At 71.2% G+C, this 18,593-nt stretch carries 13 protein-coding genes; 5 read left to right on the top strand and 8 right to left on the bottom strand.

All coding sequences use genetic code 11. The annotated features are described in order from the left end of the window. Positions 1–19 precede the first annotated feature (19 nt). The 3 genes from ACFVKT_RS38630 to ACFVKT_RS38620 form a co-directional block, all read right to left on the bottom strand. The gene (locus ACFVKT_RS38630) at positions 20–1,777 is read right to left on the bottom strand and encodes an LCP family protein (RefSeq protein ID WP_385741133.1); all 1,758 of its coding nucleotides are present in this window, start codon (positions 1,775–1,777) and stop codon (positions 20–22) included. 248 nt (positions 1,778–2,025) lie between these two features. Continuing rightward, complete coding sequence (locus ACFVKT_RS38625) at positions 2,026–3,318, bottom strand: LCP family protein (RefSeq protein WP_385741130.1); 1,293 nt, start codon at positions 3,316–3,318, stop codon at positions 2,026–2,028. Between the two features lie 231 nt (positions 3,319–3,549). After that, a complete protein-coding gene (locus tag ACFVKT_RS38620; protein WP_385741127.1) occupies positions 3,550–4,305 on the bottom strand; it encodes a TIGR03089 family protein in 756 nt (251 codons plus the stop codon). 139 nt (positions 4,306–4,444) lie between these two features. On the opposite strand from ACFVKT_RS38620, the gene ACFVKT_RS38615 reads away from it, so the two are divergent. Both ACFVKT_RS38615 and ACFVKT_RS38610 read left to right on the top strand, forming a co-directional pair. After that, the gene (locus tag ACFVKT_RS38615) at positions 4,445–5,851 is read left to right on the top strand and encodes a peptidoglycan recognition protein (protein WP_385741125.1); all 1,407 of its coding nucleotides are present in this window, start codon (positions 4,445–4,447) and stop codon (positions 5,849–5,851) included. 118 nt (positions 5,852–5,969) lie between these two features. Further along, a complete protein-coding gene (locus tag ACFVKT_RS38610; RefSeq protein WP_385741123.1) occupies positions 5,970–7,052 on the top strand; it encodes a sugar phosphate nucleotidyltransferase in 1,083 nt (360 codons plus the stop codon). A 306-nt stretch (positions 7,053–7,358) separates the two neighbouring features. On the opposite strand, the gene ACFVKT_RS38605 is transcribed toward ACFVKT_RS38610, so the two are convergent. The 4 genes from ACFVKT_RS38605 to ACFVKT_RS38590 all read right to left on the bottom strand — a co-directional run bounded on the left by ACFVKT_RS38605 (position 7,359) and on the right by ACFVKT_RS38590 (position 11,524). Further along, positions 7,359–8,360, bottom strand: coding sequence for a DNA-3-methyladenine glycosylase family protein (locus tag ACFVKT_RS38605; RefSeq protein WP_385741121.1), 1,002 nt, complete (start codon positions 8,358–8,360; stop codon positions 7,359–7,361). 234 nt (positions 8,361–8,594) lie between these two features. Continuing rightward, positions 8,595–9,908 (bottom strand): coenzyme F420-0:L-glutamate ligase, encoded by a 1,314-nt coding sequence (locus ACFVKT_RS38600; RefSeq protein ID WP_385741118.1) that lies wholly within the window; start codon positions 9,906–9,908, stop codon positions 8,595–8,597. A 65-nt stretch (positions 9,909–9,973) separates the two neighbouring features. Beyond that, positions 9,974–10,933 (bottom strand): 2-phospho-L-lactate transferase, encoded by a 960-nt coding sequence (gene cofD / locus ACFVKT_RS38595; protein ID WP_385741116.1) that lies wholly within the window; start codon positions 10,931–10,933, stop codon positions 9,974–9,976. Between the two features lie 42 nt (positions 10,934–10,975). Continuing rightward, positions 10,976–11,524: a cysteine dioxygenase gene (locus ACFVKT_RS38590; protein ID WP_385741113.1), complete on the bottom strand. Its 549-nt coding sequence runs from the start codon at positions 11,522–11,524 to the stop codon at positions 10,976–10,978. 690 nt (positions 11,525–12,214) lie between these two features. Here ACFVKT_RS38590 and ACFVKT_RS38585 point away from each other — a divergent pair. The 3 genes from ACFVKT_RS38585 to ACFVKT_RS38575 all read left to right on the top strand — a co-directional run bounded on the left by ACFVKT_RS38585 (position 12,215) and on the right by ACFVKT_RS38575 (position 17,887). Next, the gene (locus ACFVKT_RS38585) at positions 12,215–12,478 is read left to right on the top strand and encodes a WhiB family transcriptional regulator (protein ID WP_003975777.1); all 264 of its coding nucleotides are present in this window, start codon (positions 12,215–12,217) and stop codon (positions 12,476–12,478) included. A 256-nt stretch (positions 12,479–12,734) separates the two neighbouring features. Continuing rightward, positions 12,735–16,406, top strand: coding sequence for a glycosyltransferase (locus ACFVKT_RS38580; protein WP_385741110.1), 3,672 nt, complete (start codon positions 12,735–12,737; stop codon positions 16,404–16,406). Continuing rightward, positions 16,403–17,887: a DUF5719 family protein gene (locus ACFVKT_RS38575; protein WP_385741107.1), complete on the top strand. Its 1,485-nt coding sequence runs from the start codon at positions 16,403–16,405 to the stop codon at positions 17,885–17,887. Before ACFVKT_RS38580 ends, ACFVKT_RS38575 begins: the two co-directional genes overlap by 4 nt. A gap of 55 nt (positions 17,888–17,942) precedes the next feature. On the opposite strand, the gene ACFVKT_RS38570 is transcribed toward ACFVKT_RS38575, so the two are convergent. Further along, on the bottom strand, positions 17,943–18,392 hold the full coding sequence (locus ACFVKT_RS38570) for a metallopeptidase family protein (protein ID WP_385741241.1): 450 nt from the start codon (positions 18,390–18,392) through the stop codon (positions 17,943–17,945). Positions 18,393–18,593 lie beyond the last annotated feature (201 nt).

Here is an 18,593-nt window from a genome sequence, read left to right as displayed (position 1 = left end):
TGACGGACCCGTTAGGTCATCAGCTGGCGCACACTGTTTTGTCCGCGGTGGACTTCTCGACCGTCTCCGGCGCCTTTGTCGGAGCGGTCATGGACACCCCCGCGCCCTTGAAGTCCTTGCCCAGGGTCAGCACGATCGCGGGCAGACCCTGATCATTCGTCTCGCTCTTGCCAGGCTTCATCGCCGAACCGGACAACCCCATGAGATCCGCCAGCTTGCGTGCCTGATCGGCCTGGTCGGGCGAGTACTCGAGGGTCGTCTTGCTGAGCGTTTCGTCGGCGTTGCCGAGCTGGCTGGACTTGAGCACGCCCTCATCATTCTGCAGCCAGTTAAGTGTTTCCTGTGCGGAGCCGGCCTTGGCGCCGCCGTTGTAGATGTTGACCCGCACGTCGGCGGCCGCGGACTGGGTGCCTTCGAGACGGGCGGCGACCGCGGCCGCCTCCTCCTTCTCCTGCGCCTTCACCTCGGTGAACGACACGTCGTCCTTGATCATGTCGAAGACCGGCTGAGCGTCCGACGGGTGGACGACGACCGTTACCGGGGTCGGCTCGTCCGGGTTGTCGATGACCGGCGTCGTGAGGAAGGTGATGTTCTTCGTCGGCACCTTCTTCAGCTCCAGGGCCACGTCCTTGAGCGTGCTGACCTTGCCGATACCGGTGTCCACGGTCAGCGCCTTGGTGGCCGCCTCGGCCAGGCTCAGCAGCTTCGCGGGATTGGTGAGGGTGTCGCTGGAGGCCATCTTGCGCATCAGCGAGGCCAGGAACTGCTGCTGGACCTTGATGCGGTCGAGGTCGCCCGAGTTGCCGAAGGCGTGCCGGGTGCGCAGGAAGGCGAGCGCTGTCTCGCCCTCGATCGTGTGTGTGCCCGCAGAGAGCTTGAGATGCGAGTCGGGGTCGTCGACGTCCTCGGCGAGACAGACCTCGACGCCGTCCACCGCGGTGGTCAGCGTCTTGACGGCGTTGAAGTCGGCCATCATGAAGTGGTTCGGCGTGATGCCGGTGACCGCCTTGACCGTGAGCATCGTGCAGCCCGCGTCCCGGCCGTACTGACCGAGGCTGGTGTTGAAGCGGACGCCGGTCGTTCCCGAGATGATCTTGGTGCTGCCGTCGGCCTGCTTCGTCGGGCAGTCCGGAATGTCGACGATCAGGTCGCGCGGAATGCTCAACGCGGTCGCGTTCGTACGGTCCTTGGAGACGTGCAGCAGGATCGTGGTGTCGGCGTGACCCACGCTGCCCGAGTCGCCGTAGTCCTCGTTGCCCTCACCGGTGCGCTTGTCCGTACCGATGATGAGGATGTTGAAGGCCTCGTCCTTGCTGAAGCTGCTGGAGGCCGCGCTGCCGACGTCCGTCGTCTGGACGTTGCCCTCGAGGTGCTTGATGTAGAAGTACCCGGCGGCGGAGACGGCGACCAGCACGAAAGCCATCGTGCCGCCGGTCCACAGCAGGATCTTCTTCGCCTTGGACTTCTTCGGCTTCGTACGCCCCCGCCGCCGCCCGGGAGGAGGTTCGGAGGGCGCAGGAGCGCCGCGGCGCCTGCGCGGCCCCGGTACGTCGGTGTCGGGAACACCGCCCGGAGCGTCACCGGGCTCCCGGACGGGCGCGGAGCGGTTGCCCGTTGGGGTGCCTCCCGCGCCACGGGCGGATCTGCGAGGACCGGGGACTGGTGGTTGCGGTGCGGAAGGCCGCAGTCGCAGTTCGTAGTCGCCGGTGTTCGGGTTGAGTACCCACTGGTCTGCGGGGTCGATATCGTCCGCCCGCCCACGGCCTTGCGCGTCCACGGTTCTTGAGTCCTCCGTCGGGGCCACGCGGCGCCTTATCCCCCTACATAAAGGCGCTCGGTCACTCGGTCCAGCAGTGCACGACCGCAGGACAGACCTGGAGGCCGGGTGCACCGGATCGCTCACACTATCCGCCCAGTTCAGCGGCAAGCGACGACAGTGACAAATTCCACCCGCCTACACCTGGGCAATCCGCCCTATTTCTCAGAGAGTTCTAAGCCGGGCCGTTCCCCGCCTTGACGTGGGTTTTACCCGCACGCGTCCTCGGCCGCCGTGTTCCCCCGAAAAGTCGGCGCCGGGTCGGGAGTCCGCGCGGCTCCGACGGGCCCCTTTCCGCCCGGTTTCCCGTCTTCGTACCAGGAGTCGAAGGCGTCCGTGTCATCGCTCCCGCCATCGCTCTCTCCATCGCTCCTGTATGAGCTGCTTGTGGCGGAATTTCCCGAATCCTCCGGAAGGCCCTTCGCGACCGCCACCGGCGCGTCCGCCCGCAGCCGTGAGAAGAGCTTCTCCGCCTCGGGCTTCACGAGCTGGTCGCGATTGGCGTTGTAGACGTACGACGTCCGGGGCACCGTCAGGAACTGGACCCGTTCCGTGGGGATGTCACGCATCCCGCGCACGAGGTCGTACAGCCCGCGCAGACTTGCCAGCGCAGGGTCCGTGGTGAGTGACGAGGTGGCCGCGTCGAGCACGGGATAGAGCTTCGTGGGATTGAGCAGGACGTCGTTGCTGCGCACCTTGTTGACGAGCGCACCGAGGAAGCGCTGCTGACGGTCCATCCGGTCGGTGTCACTGCCGTCGCCGATGCTCTTGCGGGCACGGACGTAGCCGAGCGCCTGTTCGCCGTTGAGCGTCACCTTGCCCGCGGGCAGTTTCAGCATGGCTTCCTTGTCGTCGATCGGCTCCTTCAGGCACACCCGGACGCCGTCGACCGCGTCGACCATCTCCTTGAAGCCGTTGAAGTCGACGACCATGTGGTGGTCGACGCGGATGTTCGTGAGCTTCTCGACGGTACGGATCGTGCAGGCCGAACCGCCCGTCTGGAAGGCGTAGTTGAACATCGCGAACATCGGCTCGGTGCGCGTGCCGTCCGGACGGCGGCAACCGGGCACGTCCACCATCAGATCGCGGGGGAGCGAGACGGCGGTCGCACTGCGCCGGTCCGCGGCGAGGTGCAGCAGGATCGTGGTGTCGGACCGCTCGGTGCCGGAGTCCCGCCCGTACTGCGCGTTGCCGTCACCGGCCCGCGAGTCCGACCCGATCAGCAGGATGTTCTGCGCGCCGCGCACCAGCGCGGTCGGCCGTTCCTTCTCGTACCGGGCGAGCTCGGTCGCGGCGTCGTTGTCCGCCGTGATGTTCCCGTTCAGCTTCTCGTACGCCGCCCACCCCGCCCCCGCGGCACCCAGCACCGTCACCGCGACACCGATCGCGGTGTAACGCAGCCAGCGCCTGCGACGGCGTATGAGACCGGCGCCGGTAGGAGAGGCGCCGATTTCGGGACCGAGGGTGCCGCGTCCGGAGGGCGAGCCTGCGGTGTCGGTCACGTCTGGGTCCACCCCTCATGGCGTACGAGCGTGTCCTGCTCCTACGACCATGGCGTGGGGCGGGGGCGGGGGCTGGGCGCTGATGGGCCGAACGGGGGATGCACAGGGGATGCACGGGACCTCCGGCGGCGCCCGTCCCAAAGGAGCGGCACCCGGCAAGCGCCGGCAAGCGCACCCACCCCGACGGCAACCCGCACTGAGGGTGCCGAGCAGTGGACGTACCCCCAGGGGCTACCGAGCCGTCGCCGTCACCCGCTCGCTCTCGATCCGCTTGGCGAGGGCGTCCTCACCCAGCTCCTCCAGGTGACGGCACAGCACCACGGACCCCCCGGTCGCGAGCGCCGCGTACAGCCCGGCGCTTAGCCCCTCCCACGTGTCGTACGCCAGCGCGGACAGGATCCGGGACCCGGGCCCCGTGAGCCCGAGCGCGGGCGCGTCCGCGCGGGCCCGCTCGACGACCTCCGCGCTCGTGTACTCCGCCCCGGCGACGATCAGCGCCGGCACCTCCGGGTCCACGGGCGCGTACGGCTGGAAGCGGTCCCCCTGCGTCGGCACCTCGACGGCGTAATCGGCGTACCCGGCGGGCGGCGTGGGGAAGCGCCGCCCAAGGGGGGCGAGCGAGAGTGCGATCCGGTCGCCGGAGCAGGCCAGGCCGGCCTCGAACTCGCCGGGCCCGGCGACAACGTGGTCCGCCGCGGCCGGGTCGCCCCCGACATCCGCGACGACACCCGCGGAGGAGCACGCCAGCAGCCACACCGCCGTCTGCCAGTGCGCGGGCAGCAGCAGCGCGACCCGGTCGCCGGGCTCGGCGGACAGCTCGTTCTGGAGCAGGTTGGCGGTCTTGGCCACCCAATTGGCGAAGGTGGCCACGGACAATTCGATCCGTTCGCCCGTGGCATCGTCGTAGAAGGTCACCAGGGGGCGCGCGGGATCCGTGGCGAGCGCGGATCGCAGCAGGTCGGCGGGGGTGCGGTCGGTGGCGTTCACGCGGGCAAGCGTACGCGGGGGAGGGCGTGGGGCGGGTGCGGGTCCGGCCTGCCGGGCCACCGGTTCGGACGAGTGATGCCCGACGGTCCGTCAATTCCCCGATGGACAGATATGTATGACTATGTCCAGGATCAGGGGCATGCATGGACTCCTTGCTTCCTCGGTCGGCGTCACCTGCGCTGCCGCTCTCGCCCTTCCGCTGGCCCTGTCCGCTCCGGCGCAGGCCGGCCCGTCGGCGGTGAGGTCCGAGCTCGCCGCCCCCGGCAGTACCCAGTCACTGCCGCTCGTCCCGCTCACCGGCGAGCGCGCCCTCGGCTCCGCGGCCCCCGGACAAGGGCTCACCCGACGCGACGTACGCCCCTTCTCGCTCGTCGGCATCGTCTGGGACAACCCGGACAGCGAACTGCACGGCCGGGTCCAGGTCCGTACCCGCGCCGCCGCCACCGGCAACTGGTCCGGCTGGCAGGACGTCGAGACGCACAACCACGAACACGCGGCCGACCCGGACACCGCCGAGGGCGATTCGGGCCGGGTGCGCGGATCCACGGCGCCGCTGTGGGTGGGTGACTCCGACGGCGTCGAGGTGCGCGTCGAGGCGGAGGTGGACGAGCGCGCCACGACGTCGGGCGATTCGCCGCTCCCCAGGGGCCTGCGTCTCGAACTGGTCGCGCCCGGCACGGACGCCGCCTCCGCGGGCGCGCAGCCGTCCGCCCCGCACACCGGCGCACGGCCGGGGCTTTCGCGCGCCGACGCACAGGTGCGCGCCCCACGGGCCGGCGCACTCTCCGCCGCGTACGCCGCTGTCGACAACGGCCGCCTCGACCCCACGAGCGCCACCGAGATCCCCGAGCTCGCCCCGAACGTGATCCCCGCGCTCTCCCAGCAGGAGACGGAGCGCGAATTCCTCGCCGAGCACCCGGGCGGGCAGCGCGTGAAGCCGTACATCGGCCCGCGCCCGCGCATCATCACGCGCAAGGGCTGGGGCGCGAACGAGAAGCTGCGCGAGCGCGGTTTCGTCTACTCGAAGAAGGTCAAGGCCGCCTTCGTGCACCACACCGCCTCGGGCAACAACTACAGCTGCTCGCAAGTCCCTTCGGTCATCCGCAGTATCTACCGCTACCACGTAGTGAGCAGCGGCTGGCGGGACATCGGCTACAACTTCCTCGTCGACAAGTGCGGAAACATCTACGAAGGCCGCGCCGGGGGCGTGGCGAAGGCCGTCACGGGCGCACACACTCTCGGTTTCAACACCGACAGCATGGGGATCGCCGTCCTCGGCAGCTTCGGCAAGACGAAGCCGTCCGCATCCGCCGTCAGCGCGATCGCGAAGCTCACCGCATGGAAGCTCGGTCTCTTCGGGGTCAATCCGCGCGGAAAGACATATCTGAAGTCCGGCGGTGGCAATCTCTACAAAAAAGGAAAGAACGTACGACTGAATGTGATCTCCGGCCATCGGGACGGGTTCAGCACGGAGTGCCCGGGCTGGCAGCTCTACAGCAAGCTCGGCACGGCCCGTAAGGCGGCGGCCAAGTATCAGGGCAGGTAGACGGCCGGGCAGCACGGGAGGACCGCACCGCCGGCCGTCGAAAGCGCCATCGAACGGTCTGCATACACTGGCCGGCCGAAACATTTCGGCCGGTCCCGGCAGGAAGCAGAGACGACAGGTGACAGAAGCGATCCTCCTGGTCGGCGGCAGAGGCACCAGACTGCGCCCGCTCACGGTGCACACCCCCAAGCCGATGGTTCCGGCGGCCGGGGTCCCGTTCCTCACCCACCAGCTGGCGCGGGCGAGGGCGGCGGGCGTCGAGCACGTCGTCCTGGCGACCTCCTACCTGGCCGAGGTCTTCGAGCCCTACTTCGGCGACGGCTCCTCGCTCGGCCTCCACCTCGAGTACGTCACCGAGGAGGAGCCCCTGGGCACCGGCGGCGCCATCCGCAACGTGGCCTCCCGCCTGCGCTCGGGCCCCGACGAACCGGTCCTGATCTTCAACGGCGACATCCTCACCGGGCTGGACATCCCGGCCCTGGTCCGCACCCACGAGACGACGGGCGCGGACGTCTCCCTCCACCTCACCCGTGTCGAGGACCCGCGTGCGTTCGGCCTGGTGCCCACGGACGCCACCGGCCGCGTGACCGCCTTCCTGGAGAAGCCCCAGACCCCCGAGGAGATCGTCACCGACCAGATCAACGCGGGGGCGTACGTCTTCCGCCGCTCGGTCATCGACACGATCCCCGAGGACCGCCCCGTCTCGGTGGAGCGCGAGACCTTCCCCGAACTCCTCGCCGGCGGAGCCCACCTCCAGGGCATGGTCGACTCCACCTACTGGCTCGACCTGGGCACCCCCCAGGCCTTCGTACGCGGCTCCGCCGACCTCGTCCTCGGCCGCGCCCCCTCCCCGGCCGTCCCCGGCCGCTGCGGCGACCGCCTCGTCCTCCCCACCGCCACCGTCGCCCCGGACGCCAAGCTGACCGGCGGCACGGTCGTCGGCGACGGCGCACACATCGGCGAAGGCGCCCGCATCAACGGCAGCACGATCCTCTCCGACGCCGTCATCGAACCCGGCGCCGTCATCACCGACTCCCTCATCGGCGCCCGAGCCCACATCGGCGAACGCACGATCCTGGAGGGCGCGGTAATCGGCGACGGAGCGATCATCGGCCCGGACAACGAACTCCGCGAGGGCGTACGGGTGTGGTGCGACGCCAGGATCCCGGGGGGTTCGATCCGCTTCTCGTCGGATCAGTAACGCCGGCGAGCGGTGCGGTGCGCCGTCACGATCCCCCACCCGCCCATGGGGGCTTGATTTTCCCCGCGGGGGCGGCGCTCTTCAGCTCCGGTCGGGGAGGCTATTTCAGCCCATCCGGCGCCGGAGGACGAGGCGATGCCGTCCCGATCCCCCACCCACCCACGGGGGCGGCGTTCTCAGCCCGTCCGGCGTTTGAGGACGAGGCCGTCCAGGCCGACAGCGGGGGTCTGGGATCGGCAGCCCCCAGGAGGCAAGGGACGGGTAGGGGCGGAGGGGGCGAAAAACCGCTCGGCCCCAACCCACCGCTCAGAGCCGCCCGATATCCCCGCGGGGCATCTTCGGCACACGCCGAGCCGGCGCCCGCCCGGACAACAGAATCAGCCGAGCCGCCCGATGCCGCTGCCCCGCATAGGGCGCCAGCAGCGACAGCATCACGGAGTCGTCCGCGTCACGATCACCGGCCAGCGCATACCCCACGATGCCGGGCAGATGAAGATCCCCGACGGTCACGGAATCCGCGGCCCCGTGACTGCGCTGCACAACCTCCGCCGACGTCCACGGCCCCACCCCGGACACCAACTCCAGCCGAGCCTGCGCCCGCACAGGATCGAACAGCACCGCTTCCTCAAGCCGCGCAGCAACCCGTACGGCCCGCAAAATCGTAGAAGCCCGCTTGTTGTCGACCCCGGCCCGATGCCACTCCCAGGACGGAATCAACGCCCAGGTCCGCGCCGTCGGCATGACGAACATCCGCTCCGGCGCGGGCCCCGGCGCCGGCTCCCCGTACTTCCGTACGAGCAACCGCCACGCCCGGTACGCCTCATCCGTGGTGACCTTCTGCTCCAGCACGGACGGAATCAGCGACTCCAGCACGAGCCCGGTACGCGTCAGCCGCAACCCCGGCCGCCGATGCCGGGTGACCGCGACCAGCCGGTGCCGCGGTTCGAAGGCCTCCGGGTCGTCCAGGGCGCCGAGCAGTTCCGGGAGCCGGTCGAGCAGCCACTCGCCCCCCGCTCCCCACGCCGCGCCGTGAACCACCCCGCCGCGCATCGCGACCCGCAGCGTCCCGGGCCCGGCAGGCGTCCGGCAGGCCCGCCACACGGACCCGTCCGGCGTCGTACGGAAGGTGGGATCGCCCGGCCCACGCCGCAACGGGCCGAGCACGAGCCCGAGATCGAGAGGCCAGGGCGGCGTCCACGTGCGCGTGCGCCCGGGTGCGGCCGCGGGCCGCGGCACACCACCGGGCACCACGACATGCCCGCCGCGCACAGTCGTACGCGTCGGCCGAGGAGCGAATCGTCCAGCCACGAATGAGGTCCTAGGGGTGCTTGGGATGCGTTACGAGACTAGTGCCCCAACAGGCAACGTTCGCCCCGTCGCGACGCCCGGCACGCACTCTCGCCGCACCGGGCACAAACCCAAGTACGTCCAGTACGAGGACTTGCGCCCGGCACGCCGAGAGCACGCACCGGACGCCGCTCCTTGACGGGCAAACGTTGCCTGCCGGGGCACTAGGCGCTCCGCCGGCTTCAGACGCAGGGGTCACCGCACCTCGATGAACGCCCCGGCATCCCGCTCGGGCCGCGCCCTGGGTTCCTCCGCCGCATGCCCCACGGCGACCGCTCCCATCGGGTCCCACCCCTCCGGCAGTCCCAGCACCTCCCGCACGACCTCCCGGCAGAACATCGTGGACGACACCCAGGCGGAGCCGAGCCGTTCCCCGGCCAGCGCGACCAGGAAGTTCTGCACGCCCGCCCCGGCGGCGACCACGAACATCTCGCGCTCGGCACCGTCTCGCCGTACGTCGCCGTACGTATGAGCGCCGTCCATCACCAGGCACGGCACGACGAGGTACGGCGCGTTGCGCAGGACATCCCCGCGTCGCACCCGCTTGGCGATGGACTCCTCGGCCTTCCGGTCACCCCGCAGGTCCGCGATCCACGCGTCCCGCATGGCGTCGAGCAGCCGCGTCCGGGACTCGGCGGATTCCAGGAGGACGAATCGCCAGGGAGTGGTGTGGTGCGGCGCGGGCGCCGTGACGGCCGCGGCCACGGCCCGTCGTACGGCGCCGGGGTCGACGGGCTCGTCGGTGAAGGCCCGTACGGTACGCCGCTGGGTCACCGCCTCCCGTACGGCCTCCGAGGTGCCGAGCCGGAACATGTCGTCGCGCCCGCCCCGCACCATCGCCCGCGCTCCCTCCCCGTCGTCCTCGGCCACCACATGCGGCAGCCCGCGCACGACGGCGACGGGCAGCCCGGCGGACTTGCCCTTGACCAGGTCACCGGCCGCGGCCAGTTCGTCGGCGGTGGCGACGACGGTCGCGCTCAGCGGATTGCCGTGCGCGTCCGTGCCGCCGCGCAGATCGTCGAGGACCCGTACGCCCGCGGCCCCGATGGCGACATCGGTGAGCCCGGTGCGCCAGGGCCGCCCGAAGGTGTCGGTGATCACGACACCGACGTCCACGCCGAGGGTGTCCCGCAGCCCGTCCCGAATCGTCCGCGCGGAGGCGTCGGGGTCCTCGGGGAGCAACAGCACGGTCCCGGCAGGGGTGTTGGAGGCGTCGACCCCGGCGGCGGCCATCACGAGCCCCTGCCGGTTCTCGACGATGCGCAGTGCTCCTCGGCGCGCCACGACCCGTACGGTCTCGGCGTCGATGGCGGCCTCACGGTCGGCGGCCTCGACGATCCGCCCCTCCGCCTTGGACACGATCTTGGAGGTGACGAGGAGCACGTCACCGTCGACGAGCCCCGGCTCGGCCGAGGCGACGAGCTTGGCGAGGTCATCGCCCTCGCGCACCTCGGGAAACCCGGCGGGCGCCCAGACCCGATACCCGGGCGTGGCACCAGAGGCACTCACTCCAGCGGACCCCTCCGAACCTTCACCACCCGCGAACCGCTCCCCAGGAGGGAGCCCCGTGCCGCTCAAGACGCCCGCACCTCCTCCGCCAGCGTCAGGGCCTCACGCGCCATCTGCGCGGTCGCGTCGAGGCCGGACATCATCAAGGGCACCGCCCGGCAGCGGATCCCGGCGCTTTCCACCCGCTCCACGGCGGAGGCGTCCACCGTGTCGACGAGCCAGCCGTCGAGGAGCCCCGAGCCGTAGTGCTCGGCGACCGCGGCGGCCGTGGACTCGACGCCCACCGCTGCCAGCACCTTGTCGGCCATGCCGCGCACGGGCGCGTCCCCGACGATGGGGGAGAGGCCGACCACGGGAACGCCCGCGTCGGCGATTGCCTCCCGGATGCCGGGCACGGCGAGGATCGTGCCGACGGAGACGACGGGGTTGGACGGCGGGAAGAGGATGACGTCCGCCTCGGCGATGGCTTCGAGCACCCCGGGCGCCGGCTTCGCCTGCTCCGCGCCGACCGGCACGATGGCCTCGGCCGGCACGGAGGCCCGCAGCCGCACCCAGTACTCCTGGAAGTGAATGGCCTTGCGCTCACCGTCGATCTCGACGGCTACATGGGTCTCGATACGGTCGTCGGACATCGGGATGAGGCGGACGCCCGGCTTCCACCGGTCGCACAGCGCCTCGGTGACGGCACTGAGCGGAAAACCCGCCCCGAGCATCTGCGTCCGCACGATGTGCGTCGCGAAGTCCCGGTCGCCGAGCCCGAACCACTCGGGCTCCACCCCGTACGCCGCGAGCTCCTCCTTGAGGTGGAAGGTCTCGTTGTCCCGACCCCAGCCCTGCTCCTCGTTGATGCCGCCGCCGAGGGTGTACATCACCGTGTCGAGGTCCGGGCAGACCTTCAGCCCGAAGAGGTGGATGTCGTCCCCCGTGTTGCCGATGACCGTGATGTCCGCGTCCGGCGCGGTCTGCTTGAGACCACGCAGGAACCGGGCACCACCGATACCGCCTGCCAGAACCACAATGCGCATGGGAATCAGTCTTGCAGGCGGGTACGACAACGCGGCAGGCGGTTACGAGACCTCAGCCGTACGGGACGGGTCAGCCGTACGGGACTGGGCTGCAGGCGGTCCCGCGACCTCGGCGACCGCGCAGCGGGCGGCGGCGTGCATCGGCATCTCGGTCAGGCCCGGGTAGTACACGTGCAGGCTCACCGCCGGTTCGAGGGAGTCGTTGACGACCTCGTGGACATAGCCGGGCGCGAACACCCGCTGTGAACGTGTGCCCAACGCGCGCGTGCCGCGTTCCGTGCGCTCGGTCAGTGCGCCGTCCAGGACGGTCAGTACGCCCGAGGAGCCCCCGTGGTCGTGCAGCCCGCTGCCCTGTCCGGGCACCCAGGAGAGCAGCCACACCTCGTAGCCGGGCCCGGTGCTCAGCCGGTGGTACCAGCGCGAGGTGGCGTCGTACCGGACGAGGTGCTCCCACTGGGAGCGGTCGGCGGCGATGGAGCGCGCCAGGCCGGCGAACTCGGCCACGGTGGACGGGTGCTCGGGCGGCGGCTGGAGCAGGTGCGGTACTTCGAGGATGTCGCCGGCGATCTGGAGGTCGCTGTCGCTGTTCATGGGGTGCGGTGGTTCCTCGGCGGGAGAGTGCTGGGGTGTCGCGGACCATTTCCGCCCGGGTCACGGACGGGGGATGTCGCCCGGGTGCGGGCGGGGGGTCGCTCCGTCACGGAGCGCCGGCTGGAGCGCGGTACGGCTCAACAGCTGGAACAGCAACAACAGCTACAGCGAGCGCGGACAGCACCGTGGGACCCGGCAGTGCGGGTCGAGGTGAGCGCCAAGTTCGCGAGCATGCCCACAAGCACATCGGTTCACACCTCGGCTGTCAACTTCGGGCCCGCCATGTGGGAGATGTTTCACCACATCCGGTTCATCTGTGAGGCGAAAGGTTTGTTCAGGAGCCGCCCCGGACACATGGCGCACAACCGGGCGCACAAACCTCGCCGCGGGCCCGTGATCCGAATGTGATCCGGTTCGCTTCGTCGTTCGCGTCGGAACGAGATCGAACTCCTGGGCGTCCTCCCCTGTGCAGGGGGCGGGGGTCTGGCCTGGGCACCTTGGGCTGTCAGGGTTTATGCCGATTTGAACACTTTCCGCATAGCCTTGGTTCCGCAGAGTGAATAAGGGGCCCAATAGCAGATCTCGGCTTGACTGGCCCGGATCGGCACACTTGTAATTTCACTCGTGTCGTTCAGCCGAAATCGGTAACGGCAGCATCACGGGGACGCGAAAGACAGACGAGGGGCGCACATGACCGAGCTGGTGCAGCAACTGCTGGTCGACGACGCGGACGAGGAACTCGGCTGGCAGGAGCGCGCGCTGTGCGCCCAGACCGACCCCGAGTCCTTCTTTCCCGAGAAGGGCGGCTCCACCCGCGAGGCCAAGAAGGTCTGCCTCGCCTGTGAGGTCCGTTCCGAGTGCCTCGAATACGCGCTCGCCAACGACGAACGGTTCGGCATCTGGGGCGGTCTGTCCGAGCGCGAACGCCGCCGCCTGAAGAAGGCCGCCGTCTGAGCGTGAGCGACGCTGCCTGAGGAAGGCCGCCGTCCAAGCGTGAACGACGCTGCCTGAAGACGGCCCGTTTCAGGCCAGAAGGCGCACACCCCTACGTACCGATACGTAACGAACGGCCCGTCGCAGGTGGGTTATCCACAGGCGGCGGGCCGCTGTGTTGCCCAGCCGTTAGTGTGGGCCTCCGTCCGAGACGTCCCACTGCTCCCCGCGGGCACAGGCGTCCACCGCAGTCCATCGAACCGGGGCCCGTACCTCGATGTCCGTGCACAGCCATACGGCAGGCCAACACGACGCTGCCACTCCTGAGTTCCCGCGCCACGTGGTGACCGCGGTGCTCGTCTCCCATGACGGCGCCCGCTGGCTGCCCGAGGCGCTCGCCGGGCTGCTCGGCCAGGAGCGCCCCGTGCAGAACGCGGTGGCGGCCGACACCGGCAGCGCGGACGACTCCGCCCAGCTGCTCACCGAAGCGCTCGGCGCGGACCGCGTGGTGCACCTCGCCCGGCGCACCGGCTTCGGCCAGGCCGTCGAGGAGGCCACCCGCACCGCCGGTGTGCTCACCCCGGACGATCTGCCCTACCTGAAGCGCCCCAGCGGCTGGGACCCCGTCACCCGCACCTGGCGCGACGACGCGTACGACATGCCGGACCTTCCGTACGGCGAGCCCGAGCAGTGGCTCTGGCTGCTGCACGACGACTGCGCACCCGAGCCGGACGCCCTGGCCCAGCTGCTCCGGGCCGTGGAGAACGAAGCGGAGCTCGGCAAGGAAGTCGCCGTGATCGGGCCCAAGCTCCGCGGCTGGTACGACCGCAGGGCGCTGCTCGAAGTCGGCGTCACCATCGCCCACTCCGGCCGCCGCTGGACCGGCCTGGACCGCCGCGAGCAGGACCAGGGCCAGCACGACCACGTACACCCGGTGCTGTCCGTGTCCACTGCCGGAATGCTGGTCCGGCGCGATGTCTTCGAGGAACTCGGCGGCTTCGACCGCCGGCTGCCCCTGATGCGTGACGACGTCGACCTGTGCTGGCGCGCCCAGTCCGCGGGGCACAACGTCCTCGTCGCCCCCGAAGCGGTCGTCCGGCACGCCGAGGCCTCCTCCCGCGAGCGCCGCACCGTCGACTGCGTGGGCCGCACCGCCGCCTCCCCGCACAAGGTCGACAAGGCGGGCGCCACCTACACCCTCCTCGTCAACGCCCGTACGGCGCAGCTGCCCTGGATCCTGTTCCGCCTGGTCCTCGGCACCCTGCTGCGCACGGTCGCGTATCTCGTCGGCAAGGTCCCCGGACAGGCCGTCGACGAGATCCGCGGGCTCCTCGGGACGCTGCTGCGCCCCGAGCGGATCCTCGCGGGCCGCCGCACGCGCGGCCGCCCGCAGGTCGACAAGGACGAGCTGCGCCCGCTGTTCCCGCCGCCCGGCGCGACCGTGCGGGCCACCATCGAGCAGGCCGCGAGCAGCTTCGTGGGCCGCTCGGACCCCGAGGCCCCCGGCGGCGCCGGACGGCACGGTGGCGCGGTCGAGTCCGGACCCGGCGGTGACGACGCCGACTTCCTGGAGGTCGAGCAGTTCGGCAGGGTCAAGCGCGTCGCGCGCAAGCCCGGACCCGTGCTCTTCGTCGCGCTGCTCTTCGTCTCGCTCATCGCCTGCCGCGCGCTGCTCGGCACCGGGGCGCTCGCGGGCGGTGCGCTGCTGCCCGCGCCCGGCGACTCCTCCGAGCTCTGGTCGCGCTATCTCGACGGCTGGCACGCGGTGGGCACGGGCGGCACCCAGACGGCTCCGCCGTATCTGGCGATCGTCGCGATGCTGTCCTCCCTGCTCTTCGGTTCCACCGGGCTCGCGGTCACCGTGCTCCTGGTGGCCTCCGTACCGCTGGCCGGCTTCACGGCGTACTTCGCCTCACGGCCGCTCGTCGAATCACGCCTGCTGCGCGCCTGGGCGTCCATCGTGTACGCCTTCCTGCCGGCCGCCACGGGCGCGCTCGCGAGCGGCCACATCGGCACCTCCGTCCTCGCGATCCTGCTGCCGCTCCTCGCGCGCGCGGGCATCGCCGCGAGCGGGCTGACGAACTCCTCCGGTGCGCGCGGAAGCTGGCGCGCCACCTGGGCGTACGCCCTGCTGCTGACGCTCACCACGGCCTTCACGCCGATCATGTGGCCCATCGCGCTGGTTCTCGGAATCGCACTCCTCGTGGTGCGCAGAAACGAGATCCCCGCCTACGGACTGCGTTTCCTGGCCCAGCTCGGCACCCCGCTGCTGGTCCTCGCCCCCTGGTCACTGACGCTGCTCCCGTTCGGCTTCTTCCAGGAGGCCGGTCTGGAGTACGGGAGCGGCGCGGCCTCCGCGCTCGACCTGCTCGGCGCCGGACCCGGCGGCCCCGGGACCGTCAGCGGGCTGATGCTCATCGGCGTCGTGCTGGCCGCGCTGGCCGCCCTGATGCGCACCGAGCGCCAGGCGGGGATCTGGACGGCGTGGGCCGTCGCCCTGGTGGCGCTCGTCTTCGCCGTGCTGTCCAACAGCTCCGCCTGGGCCGGCCCCGCGACCCTCGTCTACGGCCTCGCGCTGCTCGCCGCCGCCGCACTCGGCGCCGACGGGGCACGCTCGCGCGTGGCCGAACAGAGCTTCGGCTGGCGCCAGCCGGTGGCGGTGCTGATCGCGTTCACCGCCGCCGCGGGCCCCCTTCTCGTCGCGGCCGGCTGGATGATCGGCGGCGCCGACGGACCGCTGGAGCGCCGCGACCCGGTACAGGTGCCCGCGTTCGTCGCCGAGGAGAGCGGCACCCGCGACCAGGCCCGCACCCTCGTCCTCGACAGCAAGTCGACCGCCGAGGTCGGCTACACCCTGGTCCGCGGCTCCGGCGCCCGCCTCGGCGACGGCGAACTCGCGGCGGCGGGCGGTGAGAACGATCAGCTCGCCAAGGTCGTCGCCAACCTCGTGGCGGGCTCCGGCGCCGACCAGGCCGACGAACTCGGCGGCTTCGCCGTGCGCTATGTCCTCGTCCACGAGGGCGCGCCCCGCGAAATGACCAGCGTCCTGAACGCCACGCCAGGCCTGAGCCGGCTCAGCCGCCAGCAGGACGGCAGCGCCCTGTGGCGCGTGGACCGGCAGGTCTCGCGCGCCGCCATCGTCCCCAAGACCGGCGACCCGCTGTCCATCGCCGCCGGACCCGTCGAGGTGCACACCACCATCCCAGCCGGCGCCGACGGCCGCGTCCTGCGCCTCGCCGACACGGCCGACGAGGGCTGGACGGCGACCCTGGACGGCGAGCCGCTCACCCGCACCACGGTCGACGGCTGGGCGCAGGGCTTCGAACTGCCCACCGGCGGCGGCAAGCTGGACATCACCTTCGACGCCCCGCTGAGCCACACCGCATGGCTGTGGGCGCAGGGCGCCCTCGCCGTCGTCCTCGTGGTGATGGCCCTGCCCGGACGCCGCCGGGACGTCGACGACGACCTCCCCGAGGAGGAGGAAATCCTCGCGCAGGACGTCACGGGCGACGGCCGCCGCGCCCGCCGTCTGCGCGCCCAGGCGGAGGCCGAGCAGACCGCACAGGACGGCGACACCCTTCCTCCTCCGGAGGAGGAGGTCCCATTGGAGCCGGCGGCGGTCCCGCAGCAGCAGGCGTACGGCGAGTGGGACACCCCGAGCTACGCGGCCGCCGAGTACGGCAGCTACGGCGCCGAGCAGTACCAGGGCCAGCAGCAGTATCAGACGGGCACTTACGAGCAGCCCTACCAGGCGGACCCCTACCAGAGCGGCCAGTACGACCCGTACGCCTACGGGGGCCAGACGTCGTACGACCAGACGTACAACCAGGGCTACGACACGAACGGCCAGGGCTACGACCCCGCGTACGACCCCTCGGCGCAGCCTCCGATGCCCCCGCAGCCGCCGTACGGCCCTGACAGTGAGCGCCCCGACGGGAGCCAGCAGTGAACCGCACCACCCTGTCCCTGATCGTCGGCACGACAGCGCTGGCCGCCGTGACCGGCTTCGCCGTGCTCAGCGCGCCGGACGCGTCGGACGACACCGCGGTGAAGGCGGCCGCGCTGCTGCCCGTCGAGCGCAGCAGCCTGCTCTGCCCGCAGCCGAGCACCTCCGACCTCGCGGAGACGGCGTACACCTCCTTCACGCCCGTCTCCGAGGGCACGGGCGACAGCGGCAAGGCCGAACTGCAGGTCGCGACCGAGGAGTCGGCGGACGGCGGCGCCGACGACAAGGCCGAGAAGCCCGTTCTGGAGGTCAAGGAGCCCGGCAAGCCGGCCACCGGAGACAACTCGGGCGCCGAGGCACCCGCCCTGGTCGGCACCGCCGAGGGCAGGTTCGCGCCCGGCTGGACCGTCCAGGAGACCACGCAGGTCGCCGCGGGCACCGGACGTGGGCTGCTCGGCACCAACTGCACCGCTCCGGACACCGAGTTCTGGTTCCCGGGCGCCAGCACCGCCGACGACCGCACGGACTATGTGCACTTGACCAACCCGGACGACTCGGCCGCCGTCGTCGACATCGACCTGTACGGCAAGGACGGCGCCCTCAAGTCCACGCTGGGCGAGGGCATCACGGTCCAGCCGCACTCCAGCGACGCGCTCCTCCTGAACACGCTGACGGGCGACCCGCAGGCGGACCTCACCGTGCACGTCACGGTCCGCAGCGGTCGCCTGGGAGCCGCCGTACAGGCCCTGGACGACAACACCGGCGGCGACTGGCTGGCCGCCTCCACCGACCCCGCGGGCAGCCTCGTGCTGCCCGGCATCCCGAAGGACGCCACGGCGGTGCACCTGGTCGCCTTCGTGCCCGGCGGCGCCGACGCCGACCTGAAGGTGCGCCTCGCCTCGCCCACGGGACTGATCACACCCGCGGGCAACGAAACCCTGCACGTGAAGTCCGGCATGACCGCCGCCGTCGACCTCGGCGATCTGACGCGCGGCGAAGCGGGCTCCCTGGTGGTCACCCCCACCGGCACCTCGGTGCCGGTCGTCGCCGCCCTACAGGTCGTACGCGGCAAGGGCGACAAGCAGGAGACCGCGTTCATCCCGGCCACCAGCCCGGTGGGCACGCGCGCGACGGTCGCCGACAACACCTCCAAGGCCTCCACCCTCGCCCTGACCGCCCCCGGCGAAGCCGCCGAGGTCAAGGTCACCGCGTCCGCGGGCAGCGAGGGCGGTACGGCGGTGACGAAGACGTTCACCATCAAGAGCGGCACGACGGAGAACATCGAGGCGCCGGTCCCGAGCGGCCTCAAGGGGACGTACGCGCTCACCGTCGAGCCGGTCTCCGGGGGCTCCGTCTACGCCTCCCGGATGCTCACCGCCGGCGTGAACGGCATCCCGGGCTTCACCATCCAGACCCTCCCGGACGACCACGGGACGGTGGAGGTACCGGAGGCCAAGCAGGATCTTTCGGTGCTGCAGAAGTAGGCGGGCCGCAGAAAGCGGGTGCCACGCGCACGTGGCACCCGGTCCCCGGGGAGTGTCATTCCTCGCCGTACCGCGGATCCACCGTCTCCGGAGTGAGCCCCAGCAGCTCCGCGACCTGCTCCACGACGACCTCGTGCACCAGGGCGGCGCGCTCGTCGCGGCCCTTGGTGCGGATCTCGACGGGGCGGCGGTAGACGACCACGCGCGCGGGGTGGCCCTCGCGCTCGGGGATCGTGCCGCCCAGGGGCACCGACTCGTCGGTCCAGCCGTCTCCCGAGCCCTCCAGACGGGGCACCTCGAGAACGATGAAATCGATGTCGGCGAGCTGCGGCCAGCGCCGCTCCAGCCGCTCCACGGAGTCCTGCACCAGGTCGGCGAACACCTCGGCGCGGCTCGCGGCGAGCGGCACCTGGGGAGGCGCGACGGGGCCACGCATGCCCCTGCCATGGCGGTCACGACGGCGGGGCCCAGGTGCGGCGGCGCGGGGCGGTACGGGGTTGTCCATCACTGACGAAGAGTAGTCCTCGTCAGAGGCGTGCGCCCGACCCCCACGCGGCAGGCCCGCAGCGGCGCGGGATCTTGCCCGGCGGCCGTCCGGGATCCCGGTCCGATCGAGGTCCGATCCCGGCCCGTGACGTGCCGGACGCGATGCGTGGCTGTTCGGGGCGCCGGGTGTGACCGTTCCGGATACCGAGTGCGGCCGTTC

This window comes from Streptomyces sp. NPDC127595, assembly GCF_042671685.1.
Lineage (GTDB): Bacteria > Actinomycetota > Actinomycetes > Streptomycetales > Streptomycetaceae > Streptomyces.
This window is presented reverse-complemented; position numbering and strand designations above follow the sequence as displayed.

Coding starts and splice junctions, on each gene's coding strand:
- ACFVKT_RS38615 (WP_385741125.1), top strand. CDS start 4,445: ATGCATGGACTCCTTGCTTCCTCGGTCGGCGTCACCTGCGCTGCCGCT.
- cofD (WP_385741116.1), bottom strand. CDS start 10,933: ATGCGCATTGTGGTTCTGGCAGGCGGTATCGGTGGTGCCCGGTTCCTG.
- ACFVKT_RS38590 (WP_385741113.1), bottom strand. CDS start 11,524: ATGAACAGCGACAGCGACCTCCAGATCGCCGGCGACATCCTCGAAGTA.
- ACFVKT_RS38585 (WP_003975777.1), top strand. CDS start 12,215: ATGACCGAGCTGGTGCAGCAACTGCTGGTCGACGACGCGGACGAGGAA.
- ACFVKT_RS38580 (WP_385741110.1), top strand. CDS start 12,735: ATGTCCGTGCACAGCCATACGGCAGGCCAACACGACGCTGCCACTCCT.
- ACFVKT_RS38570 (WP_385741241.1), bottom strand. CDS start 18,392: ATGGACAACCCCGTACCGCCCCGCGCCGCCGCACCTGGGCCCCGCCGT.